Source organism: Shinella sp., assembly GCF_052438155.1.
In the GTDB taxonomy this organism is placed as follows: Bacteria; Pseudomonadota; Alphaproteobacteria; order Rhizobiales; family Rhizobiaceae; genus Shinella.
This window is the reverse complement of sequence record NZ_JBQVPI010000015.1, coordinates 38,360-53,518: the sequence shown is the minus strand read 5'-3', so window position 1 is coordinate 53,518 and position 15,159 is coordinate 38,360. Positions and strand designations below refer to the sequence as shown.

Here is a 15,159-nt window from a genome sequence, read left to right as displayed (position 1 = left end):
CAGTGGAGGGAACATGATCCAGATCGAGAACTTCCACCCGGCGAGAGGTCGGGTGGCGGCGACCTTCACCGCGACCGTCGGCGATCTGGCGTTGCCTGGCTGTGCGCTCATTCGACGGGAGGGCGGCTACACGCTGTCGGTGCCGCGGATGGGCGCGCCGTCGCGGCAGGCGCCATTGTCGGCGGTGGAATTGGCGGAACTGGAACGGGTCGCTGTGGAGATGGTGGGGGTCGTGTGCAATTGATTGCACTCAATAATCGATTGTACGAGGTTGCCGCCCGCAGGCATATAGAACTGACTTTGCAGAAACGGACGAAGCGCGACGGCGCTGTGACGTAACGACACAAGCGCAACGTGTTGGACTTGCATAAGCAACGGTCGTGACGTACGGTTTGAGCAAGGTTGATACGGCGTAATGCGACGACTCGACGTCACTACGTGGAACTGAACCACGGCCGTGACGTTAAAGACGACACCAAATTAACCTGAATGCAATGGACAATCCATAGCATATCAAGTGTGTGCAGTTGCGCGCACGCGCTTGCGCGTTATCCAAGGAGGGAGCGTCATATGGCAACTTCACAGGCAATCAAATACGATAGGGTGCCTTCATCGGCAACGGATAAAGATCCTGTCTATCGCGCCGCTGTCAGCGAGTTGAAAACGTTACGCACGTCCATTGAACAGTCTACAGGTAAGTGGAGCTTGACGAAGGAAAAGTCGGCAACTACGGTCAATCAGAAGGTGAAATGACTGTGGGTATCTCATGCTGGACTTGTATTCTTCCGGAGACTCGGTTCGGCCGTTAGATTTAGCCAATCCCGAAGAATACAGAGATGAAGCGAGGCGCGACTATGCGCGCCTCATCCACAGCGCAAGTTTCAGGCGCCTCCAAGGAAAAACACAGGTCTTCCCAGGACATGAAAGCGATTTTTTTCGCAATCGGCTGACCCACTCACTTGAGGTCGCACAGATCGCTAAGTCGATCGCGATACGGCTAAATAGCACTATCCCATATTTCAAAGACAAGCCGATAAATCTCGACATCGTTGAATTTGCGGGCCTCGCCCATGATTTGGGTCATCCACCGTTCGGTCACAACGGTGAAGAGGCACTCGATGAATGTATGCGCGATTTCGGCGGCTTTGAGGGCAACGCTCAGACGCTGCGAATACTAAGTACGCTCGAAAAAAAGCAGTCGAGCGGCGACAACGCAGAGCTGTTTGACGCAGACGGAAACGACTTACGGCTGGGTTTAAACCTGACATATCGATCATTAGCGGCGGTCCTAAAATATGACCGGGTAATTCCCATAGGCAGCAAAGAGCGTCCGACCGACAAGCAGAACAAGCCCATGAAGGGTTATTATAAATCTGATGAAGAGCTAGTCAAAAAGATAAAATTTAACACCATCGGACAGCAGGATCTTATAGATTTCAAAACTATAGAGTGCTCGATTATGGATATCGCGGACGATATAGCATACTCAACTTATGATTTAGAAGATATATTCAAGAGCGGGATTCATGGTCCTTTAGATTTATTTTCATTCCCGGAATCCATTTATGAAGCGGTGGTTGAGACAATCAATGAGAGAATAGAGAAGCAATACAAGAACGAAACGTTGCGTATCAATGCGTCTGATGTTCGGGAAATGCTGTATGAAGCGTTCAGTGAAATATTTGCCATAGGCACAGATGAAGAAGCGTTCCTGAAAAACCGGAAAATCGATCCAGGGAAACGAAAGATGTATTCAACGATGGCTGCAGAGAAGCTGTCGGCATTGTATGCGACAAACGGCTATCATAGGACGAAATTCACCTCACGACTTGTCCAAATGTTTTTGAATGGCGTACAGGTAGAAGAACACAAAACGTTTCCACAACTACATCAGGCAAAGTTGGATATAAAAACCTTCCTATATGTCGAAGTGCTAAAAAATATTACGTTTGAAGCCGTCATTCGATCTCCGATGCTTCAGGTCGTTGAGTATCGCGGAAAAGACGTTATTAAGAGGATTTTCGAAGTTATTAGCACGGGGACGGGAGAGCGGCTAATGCCGCCTGATTTCCGTGAAATTTACAAGAAGAGTGACGGTCTTGGAAAAACTCGTACAATATGCGACTTCATAGCAGGAATGACTGACCGCTATGCTGTCGAGTTTTACAGCCGACTTTTCGGTGCCAACGGTATGACGATGCACAAGCCGCTTTGACCGTTGCAACGCGCAAGCTGATCTATGAAACCGGCGCCCTGCCCGCAGCCATCAGCGCTTTAATGCGGTCTACGTGTGATCCAGCGGCGCGGTGGGCCTAAAATTCAATCTTTCTACTGTCGAGATGAGTTTTCGCACGCGAGAGAAGAGCTTTGAACTCATCCAGGCGCGCCAACGAATTGAAATGAACTGAGACGTTATCGACTGAAATCACAAACATGATCTTCCCGTTACCGTCGTTGAATACGATGATTTTCAAACCATCCACTTCGTATTCTACTTCTGAGAAGGCGAATCTGTCGGTCTTGATGTTGGCTGCTGCAAGCTTATCGAGGGAGCGAAGCAATTTCGGAAGATGGTCATATTGTATCAGTGCCGCTGCGGCTTGGGGATAGTCACCCATCGACTCTAAGCCAACACGGACAAAGTTGACGACGTGGCGGCGGTCTGGAATGACCGTCTCACGCGCTTCCACCTCAACCTTCCCAATCGCCTGGAGAGTTCCAACGGACGTATAGCTTCGAATCAAGACGTCGTTTTCTTCATCAGCGTGGGCGGACTGTTCCGTCGTCGTGCTAGCACTTGCAAGATTCATATCTACCTCCGTGTTTTCTCAACTTTATGGCGAGCGATCACGGGGGAGTCAATCGCAGTTCTGCGCAGTGCATTTTTACAATTTTGTCAAAGCCGCTCGTGAAGAGAAACGCCCGCTCCGACAGAGGGGTCTCCGTCTGCAAGGAAGGATACCCCAGCAGACTCGAGCGCTCCACGCATCGCGGCAAGGTTATTGGGAACAGGGGTGTGGGTGCCTGTTTCGAAGGACCGCACTGTTGAAAGCCCGACCGTAGCCGCCTTGGCGAGTTCTGCTTGTGTCCAGTTAAGAAGGCCACGGGCAGCGCGGCTTTGCTCGGGTGTCATGCTTTCTCCTCGACGTGGTGGGCGCATCGGTGGTGCGCCGGTCCTCTATGCCAACAAAATAAGTTGGAGGCAACGATTTTGATTGACATGTTCATTGCAACTAATAACGTTGTAATGAACTAAAAACGTCGCGAATCATCGAAGGGGAAATAGATGTTAAATGTCGCAACCACCGTCACCGCATCTGAACCACAGCCACTGCTTGCCCTGAACGACAACGAAAGACCGGACCCAAGAGAGGCTTACCTCGAGTGGCTAGCCATGGAGGCTCGGCTGCTCCGCATCGAACTGTATGGCGAAGCCTGGAGGGACCGGGAAACGGCGCCCTGCAACACTGCAGCCCAGTCCTTCCACTTCCCACATGATCGTACATGGCAGGATGTACCACCTCCGTCGACGCGCGCCGAACTCGTGCTGGCGACGGTCGGCGCTCTGCCTCGGCTCACCCAGTAATGGCGAAACTACCGCTCAGCTTCAGCATCCAAGCGAATCCTATTCGCTCGGCGATATCGGAGGGACGAACGGAAGATGCCAAGCGGCTGGCGGCGGAACTGCTGCGCAAGGGAACCGCTGACAGAGTCGTGCAGGGATTGGCCGCGGATCTTTTGCGACCACCGAAGCGACAAAGAGGCAGAAGGAAAAGCCTGCCCCGGTTTTGGTTTGAAATTGGGGAAGTATTTCACGACTTGAGGCGTGACGGCTTGTCATACGAAGATTCAATTGAGGCCGCTGCTGAGCAGTTCGGATTCAGCGAAAGGCACGTACAGAGGGCCGTCGCGTTCTACGACGATATCGGACCGGACTAGCCAGAAAAGAAATACCATTTGTTTGCGTAAACTCTGATTTCGGAATCGGTCATGTTCTCTTCGACAACAGAGGAGAGCACCCATGAGTATCCAGCCCATAAGAAGACCTAAGCCTGCGACCCGCGAGGGTCGGAGAAGATCACGCACGCACGCGCCCGAGGAGGAAAGAAGATGAAGCTGCCGGCCCGAATTAGCACCCGACGCAAGAATCCTGTTGCGCCGCCTCGTTCGGTACTGGTGGCACTCAGCCTGATTAAGACGGGGTTGCGCCGCCTACCGCCGACCGCGGCGAATGACAATCTGAGGGCCAGTGCGTGAACACAGCGCGGGCCAGAGCAAATGTTCGGCACACCCCCCGCCCCTGCATGCGCGGAGCGCTGGCCTACATCATTAGAATGTGTTAATGTAATTGTGGTGCGCGCTTCTTGGTCCGTGCCCTCGTGCCCCGCTTGCGCCAGGCCGTCCGCCTCTCCGGAGCGGGCGGCCCCTTCCCCACATTCCTAATCCACCAATAGCGCCACTCTGGCGTCCGCTTCCGCACGCCTGCAGAGGAGAACAAGATGCACCCGGCAAACGACAACAATCCGCTTTACCTCTCCGAAGCGTCGATCGCCGCTCGCGTCTTGGGCGGGAAGGCTAAGACGCAATGGAGCGCCCTTGCTACGCTCTGGGAACGCGACGGGCTGCCGCGTGTGGATCCCATGACTGGCTGCCGCTACTGGCCGGCGGTTCGCGCTTGGTTGGATCGCAGGCACGGCCTCAATCAAGCCGCCCTGCCCGCCTCTGTCGATGGATTGGAGAACTGGAATTGACGGACACTCCAGGACTCAAGCGAAAGAAAAACAAGGACGGCACGTACCGAGAATATTGGGAGGCAAGGGCGGACATCGCAAAACGCGGTTTCCGCCCGTCGTCTGTGCGCCTTCACTACCCCGACACTCCGGATGGGCGCCGGCAACTCTCCGCGCGGTGCCAGATCCTCCAAGCCGAAATGCTCGCGTGGGCAGCGGGAACCGGGCCTGCGAAACCGAGCTTTGACGGCACAATCAAAAGCCTTTCGCGTCTATTCCAGACAAATGCTGATTCCCCCTTCCTGTCGATGAAATGGAACAGCCGGGAGAACGTGCTAAAGTCGCTGGTCATCATCGAGCGGACGGTGGGCGATCGTCAAATCGCAAAGCTCCTCGGGCCAGACTTCAAGCGCTGGCACGCGCAATGGGCTCAGCCTAAGGAGGCAGGTAAGCCTCCTCGCCCCTGGCGAGCAAAGCATGCCATTGACGCGGTCAGGCAGCTCATGGGCTATGGCGTTACGCTTGGTTACGAAGATTGCTTCCGTGCCGACACCATCCTATCCAAGATCCGGTTTAAAACTCCCCCGGCCCGAACAGCCATCATGACCGACGAGCACGTTCTCGCCGTTCGGGCGGCTGGACACGCCGAGGGCTATCCGTCGATATCGTTGGCGACAACACTGCAGTTCGCGCTTACGATGCGCCAGAAGGACGTGGTGGGTGAATGGGAGCCCGTCGCCAGCGTCGAGCAAGGCGGCATCACCTATAAGGACACACGGTGGGTGAATGGGCTTCTATGGTCTGACATAGATAGTGATCTAATCCTTCGGAAGAAGCACACGAAGACTGGATTTGCAGTCGAGCACGACCTGAGGCTTCACCCATGGGTCCTGGAGGAGATCGCCCGCGTTCCACTTGAAAAACGCGTCGGGCCTATGATCATTTCTGAGGCAACGGGCGTGCCCTACAAGAATCGGAAGTTCACGGAACGCTGGCGAAAGGTTGCAGATAAAGCAGGAATTCCTAGAACTGTCTGGAACATGGATGCCCGTGCCGGCGCCATTACAGAAGCGTTCGACCTTGGCGCGGCTGAGACAGACGTGATGAAATCGGCCGGTCATAAGAACCGGCAGACCAGTGCCCGCTATAACCGCGGCACGATCAAGCAAACCAGTCGCGTTGCCAAAATGCGACTGGAGAAACGGACAGAGAACGACGAGTGAGGGACGAGGCGGGGACGTTTGGAGGACGTCTCCGCTAATACATTGGAGGAGTTATGGTTTTTGATACCGAGAAACACATCCGCATCCTCTTCCTCGACAAGCGCAACACGCTGATCGCCGACGAGGTGCAGGGGCTGGGCACGGTCGATCACACGCCGGTCTACCCGCGTGAAGTGGTGCGCCGGGCGCTGGAACTTTCGGCGACGGCGGTCATCCTCGTGCACAACCATCCCACTCGCTCAAATCGATCACGTTGGATCACGCACAAGCACGCTGAATCACTAGGAAATTCGCGTATTTTTGGTCTTGCGTAGTGGGGGCGGTTTTGGCAAATTGGGGGCGGTTTAAGGGGTAAGAAACGGCATTCCGCCCCCAGCAAACGATCCCCGTTTCTCCTTGACCGATCCCAGTTGCGGGACAGGAGAAACGTGATGCCAAGCCTGACCGATACCGCGATCCGACATGCGTTGAAGCGGGTCGAAGCGAGCCAGAAGCAAGAAAACCTCGCCGACGGCGAAGGGCGCGGGACCGGACGGCTCGTCCTCGTCCTGAAGCCCATGCCCAAGCGCGTGACCGCCGACTGGATGGCGCAGCAATGGCGCGACGGCAAGCGCGCCAAAAAGAAGATCGGCGCCTATCCATCCATGCCCCTCGTCGAAGCGCGCGCGATCTTCAAGCGCGACTATGCCGACGTCATCCAGAAGGGCCGGAGCATCAGGATCGCGACCGATACGCGGCCCGGAACTGTCGCCGACCTGTTCGAGGGCTATGTCGCCTCGCTCAAGAGCGCAGGCAAGCCGTCGTGGAAGGAAACGGAAAAAGGCCTGAACAAGATCGCCGACACGCTTGGCCGCAACCGTCTCGCTCGCGAGATCGAGCCCGATGAGATCGTCGAGGTGATCCGACCAATCTACGACCGTGGGGCACGGGCGATGGCCGACCACGTCCGCGGCTATATTCACGCAGCCTTTGGCTGGGGCATGAAGTCCGACAACGACTATCGGAACACTTCGCCACGCCGTTTCCGAATTCCCTTCAATCCGGCCACAGGCATTCCGACCGAACCCAAGGTCCAGGGCACGCGCTGGCTCGACGAGGACGAGTTCGTCCGTCTCTATCGCTGGCTGGAAAGCCCCGACACGCCCATCCACCCGCCCTACACCCGCGCCGTTCGCATTCTCATGCTGACCGGCCAGCGGGTCCAGGAAATCGCTCGCCTCCACATCGACCAATGGGATGCCAAGGAGCGGATCATCGACTGGTCAAAGACCAAGAACCTTCAGCCGCATGCCGTCCCAGTGCCGTCGCTCGCCGCCGAGTTGCTCGAAGCCATCAACGTGAACGAATATGGCTGGTTCTTCCCATCCGCGACGGATCCGTCGAAGCCGGTCAGCCATGGCACGCTTTACTCGTTCATGTGGCGCCAGCGCGATCGCGGCGTCATCCCCTATGTGACGAACCGCGATCTCCGCCGCACCTTCAAGACCTTGGCGGGCAAGGCGGGCGTCTCGAAGGAAATCCGCGACCGTCTCCAGAACCACGCGCTTCAGGACGTCAGCTCCAAGAACTACGACCGCTGGAACTACATGCCCGAGAAGCGGGCCGGCATGGCGAAGTGGGACAAATTCGTCCGCGCGATGCTGGCAAAGAAGAAAGGCGACGGCGCCTTGAAGAAGGCAGCGTGAGCGGTCGGCTTCTCGTGCTGGCCGCCGCCGCCACGCTCGGCTACGCCGCCCCGGCCCACGCAGATCCGTGCGAAGGCACTCTCCCCACGCGGGCAGGCGTCCAGTTCTCCGGCATCGTCCGATATGTGGGAGATGGCGACGGCCTCTGTGTCGGGCGAACGGCGGACCCCAATGAGTGGATTGAAGTCCGCCTCGCCGATTTCAATGCCCCGGAACTACACACTCCCGGCGGTCCTGCGGCCAAGGCGGCGCTCGAACGCCTGGCCCTACAGCGCGAAGTCATATGCGCATCCGAGCACGGGCACGGCGGCCGTGTCCGGTCCTTTGACCGCGTTATCGCGCGCTGCCGGATCAGCGGAGCCAGTCTTGGCGACCTGCTGCGTCAGGCCGGCGTAGCCGAGGGCGGCAACTGATGCGATCCATCTCACCATTGACTCGATATAGCTTGGAGGCTATATGACTTGGAACGTCAGACTCCATAATGCCTTCGAGGCGGAGTTTCTGGCTTTCGAGCGCGAGGTCCAGACCGAATTGCTGGCGGTCGCGAAGCTGCTGGGCGAATACGGCCCGCAGCTCGGTCGGCCCTATGCCGACACGCTCAAAGGCTCGAAACACGCTAACATGAAGGAGATGCGTTTCTCGGCTGCCGATGGCGAATGGCGTGCTGCCTTCGCCTTCGATCCCGAACGGAAGGCTATTCTTCTCGTCGCGGGAGACAAATCGGGCGGCAGCCAGAAGCGCTTCTACAAGCAGCTTATCGCAAAGGCGGACAGCCGGTTTTCCGATCATTTGGGAAACCTGAAATCTGCGAAGAAAGGATGATCCTATGGGACGGAGCCTCGATGAGGTCATTGCTTCCCTGCCCCGCGACCAGCAGGAGCAGATTGAAGCGCGCTATGACGAGCTTCGGCAGGAGGTCGAAGGACTCCGCGAATTGCGGCAGATCGCCGGCAAGGCCCAGGAAGATGTCGCAACGGCCCTCAACATCAAACAACCTTCCGTTTCCAAGATCGAGAACCAGGCGGATATGTATCTCTCGACGCTGCGTAGCTACGTCGAGGCGATTGGCGGGAAGCTCGAACTAACGGTGAAGCTACCGGCCCGGCCTCCGGTGCGGATCGAACATTTAGGCGATCTCGCTCAGCCGACCACGAAAGCGTCTGGTCGCAGGGCTGGGCCTCGACGGAGGATTGCTTGACTCCTCAGACGATCGCTCGGCTTCTAGCTTCCATGAATGCGGGCCGCCTGCTGGTTGTCTGCGGTGCTGGGCTGTCAATGGCGCCACCGAGCAGCCTGCCGTCAGCGCGCGCGGTCGCCGAGCGCTGTTTCGACAAATACCGTCTTGAATCGGACCCGACCTGCGACCTTGTTCTTCGGGATAATCTTGAGGCTCTCGCTGAGCACTTTGCCGGCCTGAGCACCCTGCAGTCGGTCTTCATCGAACATCTGGTGCCTTGGCCTGCTTTCGTGCGCCCTTCCAACACAGGGCACGCCGCGATAGCGGACTTCCTTATCACCCGCGCCGCCGTCGCCGGCATATCGAGCAATTACGACACTTTGATCGAACGTCGCGCATGGGACTATGGCGCTGACTTTCGCGGCTCGCTCGACGGCGACGAGGCCATTGGCGACGCCATTCGTCAGGCACCCTTGCTGAAATTCCATGGTTGCTCCCACCGCGACAGGCCATCCACCGTCTGGGCGACGTCGCAGCTCGACGATCCGACGATTTCCGCCCGCATTGCCCGAAGCAAGGTGTGGATGGCAGCGAACCTTCGGCATAAGGATCTTCTCGTCGTCGGGTTCTGGTCGGATTGGGAATATCTTAACGCCGTAATCGGCGAAGCCCTGATAGACGTGCAGCCTCTGTCTGTAACGGTCATCGATCTCTCGGCGACAAACGCGCTCGAGCAGAAGGCGCCGCAGCTTTGGCAGATAGCGCACGCGCAAAACGTGACCTTTGAGCATGTCCAGGAGTCGGGAGCCGTGGCCTTGGACGAGCTTCGCCGCGCGTTCTCATCAAACTATCTGCGCCAAGTCCTCGACGCTGGACGGGCGGCCTTCGAGCAAGCGACCGGCGTCGATTGCGATCCGGCATGGCTTGAAATCGGGGATTTCGACAGCGAGGCGCTGTATGGCCTCAGGCGAGATGCGGAAGGCGTTCCGGCGGCGGAGCCGGCGAAGCTGCTGCGCCCCGGCAGTCCCGAGGCGCTGGGCTTTTTTCATCTGCTGCTGCGCCAGGCTGGAGCCGTACAACGCGCCGATGGCTATGAGCTAAACGGTCGAAGCATTCGCGTCATCAACGGGACGCAGTCCATCCTCGGGACGCTGCGGGGAAAGTTTGTTGAACCGCCCGCTGCGATGCAGTCGGACATTGTTGTTGCGGTCGGTGCGACCGACTTGGGCGTCCCGGACAACGTGGTTCGCAGCGGGCGCGCAGGCGACGTCATTCGCCCTGACGCGGCGGGCGAATGGTTCGACCTCCAAGGGGCAAGAGGCGCGCTGGGCATCTAATGGACATCTTTATACAAGCCGAAATCGTCCTACGCGACGCCCAGTACGAGACATGGACATGGGCCGGCTCCGCAGGTCCCGTAACCTGCTTCGAGAACGCGGCGCTGATGGGATTTGTCCATGTCTTCGACACCGCGGACGCGCTCCTCGGTGGCTGGAAAGCAAATCAACAGGTTGCTCTTGCACGCCATGCCGCTTCGTTGCGCGGCGCCGGAGCAAAGGCCTGGAACGTCTATTCGGTCTTGCTGACCCCCGATCAGGATCCGCGCCGCGGACGAGAGATCGAGCGAATCGAAGAGGATTTTTCTCTCACGCGAAAGATCGCTAGAGCCTCGATCACGACAACGGAAGACGTCGAAAAGGCGCTGCTGCCGTTGCTCTCGATCCGCTCGAAGCCACTGCTCGGCGCGTCTAACTTCGAGACGAGACTTCGCACCCGGCTCAAAGATATTCCGGCGGACGCCGTCACGGCGTTCCTCAATGACACGTCGTCCGCAGAGGTCGCTCGCATATTGGGAGCGACTTCGTGAGGCTCGATTTCATCGAAATATGCGGTTTTCGCGGATTTAGGGATCTCGTCCGAATCAACTTCGGTCGTGGCTTCACCGTCATCACCGGCCGCAACGGCGTGGGCAAGAGCACGCTATGCGATGCAGTCGAATTTGCGATCACCGGCTCCATCGACAAATACGCCGTCGAGAAAGCCGCGAAAGAGAGCCTCAGCGATTATCTCTGGTGGCGTGGCGAAGGTGTGCCCAAAGCCCATTATGTTACGGCTTCGTTTATCGACGATGACGGGAAACCATTCACTATCAAGCGGACTCGGGAGTCCGGCTCCGATCGTTCGCCAGAGGAGATCAAAGCTGCGCTTTGCCGCGGTCCTGCGCCGGACGACGCGCTTCGTCAGCTCACCCGGACGTCGATCATCCGCGACGAATGGATCGCGGCGCTCAGCCTGGACCTTACCGAAACGGAGAGGTTCGATCTCGTCCGATCGGCACTCGGCGCAGTGGAAGGCTCCGAAGCGGGCAGCAGAGCAAAGGAAGTCGTGGCGGCCGCCGAAGCTGCCCACGCCAAGGATGAAGCCGCCTATGACAATGCTCGCACGCGGCTGGCCGACAGGCTTACGCAGCAGTCGGAGACGCAAGCCGCACTGAGCCGGTCAGGTGATGTCTCCGCCGCAATTCAGGTGATCGCCACAGCGGCCCCAGATGCGCCCCCCGAGCTGAGTGCTCGCCTGATCGCAGGTCGAAATGCGTTGGCGAACGCACGCGCCCGGTTGGCCCGGATGGGGGAAGCGCTTCAACTCGGTCGTGAAGTCGCAGCGACACAGGCCGCCTTTAACGCACCGGAGGCGCTTGCCGAACGCGAGGCCGCATCGGTTGCGCATGAGACTGCCCAGCGCGACCACGAGTCCGCCCAGAACACCGTTTCGGATGCCGAACAGCGCCTCGGCCGTGAGGAAGAGGTTGACGCGATCGCGGCCTCTCTGAGCATTCTCGTAGAGCACGGTGAGCGCCTCGGATTGCACGACGATCATTGCCCACTTTGTGCGGCCCACCGGACGTTGGATGAGTTCGCAGCAGGTCTAGCCGCAGCCCGGTCCCGCATTATTTCGCTGGCGTCGGGCGTTCAGGGAGCCCGCGATGCTCTCGCGGCCGCGAAGGAGAACGCACAGCAACCCAGCTTGGCCTTCAAGGCAGCGGCCGCTGTAGTCGAAGGTCATGCAGACGAGTTGCGCCAGTTGCGCGACCAGGAAGCCGCGCATGTCGGTTTCTACACGCAGTGGGGGCTCGATCACCGCTTCATCCAAGATCCTGACGGGCTGGAGCAGGCCATCTCTGTCGAACGCGACCGTTTCATTGATCTTGAGCGCGCGCTTCTGGTCCTGGAAGCGTCTCAAGCGGTCTCGCGGATGTCGTCGATCGAAAGCAACATCTCGGCTCTGCGAGCTGAAATAGAGAAACTGGCCGGAGCGGTAAGCCAGTCGCAGAACGCCGTCACAGCAGCTCGTGAGATCGAACGCTCGGTTAGGCGCGTGAGCGCGGAAATCATTGATGAACGGCTCGCTCAGATCAGTCCGCTACTCAACGAACTTTATCAGCGCCTGCGACCGCATGCCGACTGGCGGACGATCGATTACAGCATCCGCGGCGACGTCCGTCGATTTCTCAGCCTCAAGGTCGGAGACGGCCTGAACCCGCAATTTGTCTTCAGCAGCGGCCAGCGCCGCGCAGCAGGTTTGGCCTTCCTTCTCTCAGTCCATCTTGCGCGCGCTTGGACGCCACTCAGGTCTCTCCTCCTCGACGATCCCGTTCAACATATCGATGATTTCCGGGCGCTTCACTTGGTCGAAGTGCTCGCCGCTCTCCGCTTGGATGGGCGCCAGATCATCTGCGCCGTCGAGGACCCTGCGCTGGCCGATCTGCTGTGCCGGCGCTTGGTTAGCACCGCGACGGAGGGAGGCCGGCGTTTCGATATCGACCTTGGTCCGCTCGGCGCCACAAGCGTTGTCATTGACCAAGAAATCCATCCAATGCCGGTCGGTGTTCTACGTGGTGTTGTCACTGCATGAAGGCCGAGAGCGCGCAAATCGAACCTCCGGCATCGCGCGAGCGTCAAGCGCACGGCCCTTGGAGCGACCTGGCGCTTCATACCATCGGCTGGCGCGCGTTTCAGGATCTTTGCTCGCAGGTATGCGAAGTCGTGCTGGGCCGGCCCGTGGAAATCTTCCGCGAAGCCCAGGACGGTGGCCAGGACGCGGTCTTCCTCATCTCCTCGGGAAGCGACGCCCCGCCGATCGGCACGGTGCAGTGCAAGCATACATCGGAGGCCGCAAAGGCCCTGAAGGCCAGCGACCTCTCCACCGAGATCGGTAACGTCGAGGAATTGGTCAAGGCCGGCCAGGCCGACACCTATGCCTTCATGACCAATATGAGCGTGGACGCACCCGTCGCGGCCGCCATGCGCGCCAGGCTTCGCGCGCTCGGTGTACGCAAGCCGCACATTCTCGGCCGCCAGTATATCGTTCGGGTCATCAGAAGCAGCGCGCGCCTGCGCGCGCTCGTCCCGCAGGTCTACGGCCTAGGGGATCTAACATCGATCGTCGACGAAAGGCTTAGCGAACAGAGTCGTGCGCTGCTCGACAGCTGGATTCCGAAGCTTCGTACCTATGTTCCGACGCAGGCCCATCGCGACGCGATCAACGCGATTTCCAACCATGGCGTGGTGCTGCTGCTCGGTAACCCGTCCAGCGGTAAATCGGCGATTGGTGCCATCATCTCGACAATCGCTTCGGAAAATCCCGACAACACAGTCCTCGCTTTGACCAGTCCTCGCGATTTCGAGGCCGGCTGGAATCCAAACGACCCGGGCCGCTTCTTCTGGATCGACGACGCCTTTGGCTCGAATGTGCTGCGCGACGATTACGTGCAGGACTGGACTTCGGCCTTCTCGAAGCTGAGGGCGGCGATCAAGCACGGTAACCGTTTTCTCCTGACCTCCCGCAAGCACATCTACGAGGCGGCGCGACGGCGGCTCGGGCAGCGCAACCTTGCCCAGTTCGCTGATGGCAGCGCCGTGGTCGATGTCGGCGAACTGACCTTTGAGGAGAAGGCGCAGATCCTCTACAATCATTTGAATTTCGGCGAGCAGAGCCAAAGCTGGCGTTCGAGCGTCAAGCCCCACCTCGCCGCGGTCGCTGCCGTTCGCGACTTCCTCCCCGGCATAGCCGAGCGTCTTGGCGACCCGAACTTTACCAAGGGCCTGGCGCCGCGCGAGAGTTCGCTCGTTCGCTTTATGGAGGAGCCGACAGAGCATCTGATCGATACCGTCAACGCCCTGGACGATCAGCTGCAAGCCGCGCTCATACTCGTTTATGTTCACCAGACCGGGTTCGATCCCAGCGACCATGATGCTTCGGCCGCCCAAGCGGTCGCTGAGCTGACTGGCTACACTCTCACCAAGATCCAGGATTGTTTCACTGAGCTAAAAGGCTCTTTCCTGAAACTCTCCGGCGCGAATTGGACCTTTGCACATCCCACGATTTCCGACGCCCTGACCGAGATTCTGCGGCAGAAGCCACACATGATGGCGGCGCTCATACGAGGCGCGACAATCGACACCATCCTCAGCAGCTTCACCTGCGAGGGCTCGCCCCTTATTCGAGACGCGCTCATCATCCCGACCACTCTCGACGACGCCTTGGTCGCAAGGCTCGGCCGCACCCCCGATGAATTGCATCGCAACTGGATGCTGTTCCACTTTCTGTCCTACCGTGCCAGCGAGGCCGTGTTTGGAAAGGCGATTCAGCAGTCTCCCGGTCTGCTTCGGCGGTCCTGCTGGCAAACCGACGTGGCCGGCAACGACCCCCGACTTGCCGCTCGCGCCCGAGCCCATCATCTCGGTGTGTTACCCGATGATCTGCGTTCGGAAGCGGCCGAAAAGCTTGAATCTGCTGCGCTCACAGACCTCGACGTCTCCTTCTTCGACGAAGAAGAAATGCTCGCGCTCATCCCGCCGCTGCGCCTCGTCGGCCTCGGGCTGGCGCTGCGGGCAACGATTTTGCCGTCGCTAGAAGATCGCATCGACGAGATCGCCGCAGACGCTGATCTGGACGAAGAGCCTGACAGTCATTTCAAGAAGCTTCTCGGTGTGCTTGACCACGTTGAGGCGATCGGTGTCGACGCCGACGCCACGGCCTTCATCGACGATGCGCGCGACCACGTGAAGCGTTCGGTTGAGGCGCTCGAAGAACGTAAGCGGGAACGTGACGAAGAATCTAAAGATGAGACCGACTGGACTCATATCGTGACGCAGAAGAAGGAGGAGACGCCACCTTCTTCCGCCGTCACTACGAAGAAGCGCTCGGTGTTCGACGATGTCGACAAATGATCCCGGAGACATAGGTGGGTCGCGTCGTGATGCGCCCGACTCGGCGGTAAAGAATATGCTCTAGGGACCGGGTGGCCTCTGCGGGACGCGGCAGCCGCCCAAGCGGGTTTCGAC

At 58.7% G+C, this 15,159-nt stretch carries 16 protein-coding genes and 1 pseudogene; 15 read left to right on the top strand and 2 right to left on the bottom strand.

All coding sequences use genetic code 11. The features are described 5' to 3' along the window. The first annotated feature begins 13 nt into the window (after positions 1–13). From ACT6VE_RS23145 to dgt, 3 genes are all read left to right on the top strand, one after another. Entirely contained in the window at positions 14–244 is a 231-nt protein-coding gene (locus ACT6VE_RS23145) for a hypothetical protein (protein ID WP_444800730.1), read from the top strand. Positions 245–570: 326 nt separating this feature from the next. After that, positions 571–753 (top strand): hypothetical protein, encoded by a 183-nt coding sequence (locus ACT6VE_RS23140; protein WP_444800729.1) that lies wholly within the window; start codon positions 571–573, stop codon positions 751–753. A gap of 13 nt (positions 754–766) precedes the next feature. Continuing rightward, a complete protein-coding gene (gene dgt, locus ACT6VE_RS23135; RefSeq protein WP_444800728.1) occupies positions 767–2,215 on the top strand; it encodes a dGTP triphosphohydrolase in 1,449 nt (482 codons plus the stop codon). A 97-nt stretch (positions 2,216–2,312) separates the two neighbouring features. Here dgt and ACT6VE_RS23130 read toward each other — a convergent pair whose 3' ends face one another. Beyond that, positions 2,313–2,810, bottom strand: a complete 498-nt coding sequence (locus tag ACT6VE_RS23130) for a hypothetical protein (protein WP_444800727.1) — start codon at positions 2,808–2,810, stop codon at positions 2,313–2,315. Between the two features lie 86 nt (positions 2,811–2,896). Continuing rightward, on the bottom strand, positions 2,897–3,133 hold the full coding sequence (locus tag ACT6VE_RS23125) for a helix-turn-helix domain-containing protein (protein ID WP_444800726.1): 237 nt from the start codon (positions 3,131–3,133) through the stop codon (positions 2,897–2,899). A 153-nt stretch (positions 3,134–3,286) separates the two neighbouring features. On the opposite strand from ACT6VE_RS23125, the gene ACT6VE_RS23120 reads away from it, so the two are divergent. The 12 genes and pseudogenes from ACT6VE_RS23120 (at position 3,287) to ACT6VE_RS23065 (ending at position 15,045) form a co-directional block, all read left to right on the top strand. Further along, on the top strand, positions 3,287–3,586 hold the full coding sequence (locus ACT6VE_RS23120) for a hypothetical protein (protein WP_444800725.1): 300 nt from the start codon (positions 3,287–3,289) through the stop codon (positions 3,584–3,586). Positions 3,587–4,499: 913 nt separating this feature from the next. Then, a complete protein-coding gene (locus ACT6VE_RS23115) occupies positions 4,500–4,751 on the top strand; it encodes a hypothetical protein (RefSeq protein ID WP_444800724.1) in 252 nt (83 codons plus the stop codon). Beyond that, the gene (locus tag ACT6VE_RS23110; RefSeq protein ID WP_444800723.1) at positions 4,748–5,953 is read left to right on the top strand and encodes an integrase; all 1,206 of its coding nucleotides are present in this window, start codon (positions 4,748–4,750) and stop codon (positions 5,951–5,953) included. Before ACT6VE_RS23115 ends, ACT6VE_RS23110 begins: the two co-directional genes overlap by 4 nt. A 74-nt stretch (positions 5,954–6,027) precedes the next feature. Further along, a pseudogene (locus ACT6VE_RS23105) lies at positions 6,028–6,267 on the top strand (JAB domain-containing protein); the annotation flags it as partial. A gap of 117 nt (positions 6,268–6,384) precedes the next feature. Next, the gene (locus ACT6VE_RS23100; RefSeq protein ID WP_092160922.1) at positions 6,385–7,638 is read left to right on the top strand and encodes a tyrosine-type recombinase/integrase; all 1,254 of its coding nucleotides are present in this window, start codon (positions 6,385–6,387) and stop codon (positions 7,636–7,638) included. Then, the gene (locus tag ACT6VE_RS23095; RefSeq protein ID WP_092160923.1) at positions 7,635–8,051 is read left to right on the top strand and encodes a thermonuclease family protein; all 417 of its coding nucleotides are present in this window, start codon (positions 7,635–7,637) and stop codon (positions 8,049–8,051) included. Before ACT6VE_RS23100 ends, ACT6VE_RS23095 begins: the two co-directional genes overlap by 4 nt. A gap of 43 nt (positions 8,052–8,094) precedes the next feature. Then, a complete protein-coding gene (locus ACT6VE_RS23090; protein ID WP_092160924.1) occupies positions 8,095–8,460 on the top strand; it encodes a type II toxin-antitoxin system RelE/ParE family toxin in 366 nt (121 codons plus the stop codon). 4 nt (positions 8,461–8,464) lie between these two features. Further along, complete coding sequence (locus ACT6VE_RS23085) at positions 8,465–8,836, top strand: XRE family transcriptional regulator (protein ID WP_092160925.1); 372 nt, start codon at positions 8,465–8,467, stop codon at positions 8,834–8,836. After that, entirely contained in the window at positions 8,833–10,152 is a 1,320-nt protein-coding gene (locus ACT6VE_RS23080) for an SIR2 family protein (protein WP_092160926.1), read from the top strand. Before ACT6VE_RS23085 ends, ACT6VE_RS23080 begins: the two co-directional genes overlap by 4 nt. Further along, positions 10,152–10,682 carry a hypothetical protein gene (locus tag ACT6VE_RS23075; RefSeq protein ID WP_092160927.1) on the top strand — a complete coding sequence of 177 codons (531 nt, stop codon included), beginning with the start codon at positions 10,152–10,154 and terminating at the stop codon, positions 10,680–10,682. Before ACT6VE_RS23080 ends, ACT6VE_RS23075 begins: the two co-directional genes overlap by 1 nt. Continuing rightward, positions 10,679–12,727 carry an ATP-binding protein gene (locus ACT6VE_RS23070; protein WP_092160933.1) on the top strand — a complete coding sequence of 683 codons (2,049 nt, stop codon included), beginning with the start codon at positions 10,679–10,681 and terminating at the stop codon, positions 12,725–12,727. Before ACT6VE_RS23075 ends, ACT6VE_RS23070 begins: the two co-directional genes overlap by 4 nt. After that, positions 12,724–15,045 (top strand): nSTAND3 domain-containing NTPase, encoded by a 2,322-nt coding sequence (locus ACT6VE_RS23065; protein ID WP_092160939.1) that lies wholly within the window; start codon positions 12,724–12,726, stop codon positions 15,043–15,045. The genes ACT6VE_RS23070 and ACT6VE_RS23065 overlap by 4 nt, the downstream gene beginning before the upstream one ends. The last annotated feature ends 114 nt before the right edge of the window (positions 15,046–15,159 follow it).

What these genes read in the sequence shown, in the direction of transcription:
- ACT6VE_RS23130 (WP_444800727.1), bottom strand. Translation starts at nt 2,810, where the DNA reads ATGAATCTTGCAAGTGCTAGCACGACGACGGAACAGTCCGCCCACGCT.
- ACT6VE_RS23145 (WP_444800730.1), top strand. Translation starts at nt 14, where the DNA reads ATGATCCAGATCGAGAACTTCCACCCGGCGAGAGGTCGGGTGGCGGCG.
- ACT6VE_RS23100 (WP_092160922.1), top strand. Translation starts at nt 6,385, where the DNA reads ATGCCAAGCCTGACCGATACCGCGATCCGACATGCGTTGAAGCGGGTC.
- ACT6VE_RS23140 (WP_444800729.1), top strand. Translation starts at nt 571, where the DNA reads ATGGCAACTTCACAGGCAATCAAATACGATAGGGTGCCTTCATCGGCA.
- dgt (WP_444800728.1), top strand. Translation starts at nt 767, where the DNA reads ATGCTGGACTTGTATTCTTCCGGAGACTCGGTTCGGCCGTTAGATTTA.
- ACT6VE_RS23115 (WP_444800724.1), top strand. Translation starts at nt 4,500, where the DNA reads ATGCACCCGGCAAACGACAACAATCCGCTTTACCTCTCCGAAGCGTCG.
- ACT6VE_RS23090 (WP_092160924.1), top strand. Translation starts at nt 8,095, where the DNA reads ATGACTTGGAACGTCAGACTCCATAATGCCTTCGAGGCGGAGTTTCTG.
- ACT6VE_RS23075 (WP_092160927.1), top strand. Translation starts at nt 10,152, where the DNA reads ATGGACATCTTTATACAAGCCGAAATCGTCCTACGCGACGCCCAGTAC.
- ACT6VE_RS23120 (WP_444800725.1), top strand. Translation starts at nt 3,287, where the DNA reads ATGTTAAATGTCGCAACCACCGTCACCGCATCTGAACCACAGCCACTG.
- ACT6VE_RS23065 (WP_092160939.1), top strand. Translation starts at nt 12,724, where the DNA reads ATGAAGGCCGAGAGCGCGCAAATCGAACCTCCGGCATCGCGCGAGCGT.
- ACT6VE_RS23085 (WP_092160925.1), top strand. Translation starts at nt 8,465, where the DNA reads ATGGGACGGAGCCTCGATGAGGTCATTGCTTCCCTGCCCCGCGACCAG.
- ACT6VE_RS23125 (WP_444800726.1), bottom strand. Translation starts at nt 3,133, where the DNA reads ATGACACCCGAGCAAAGCCGCGCTGCCCGTGGCCTTCTTAACTGGACA.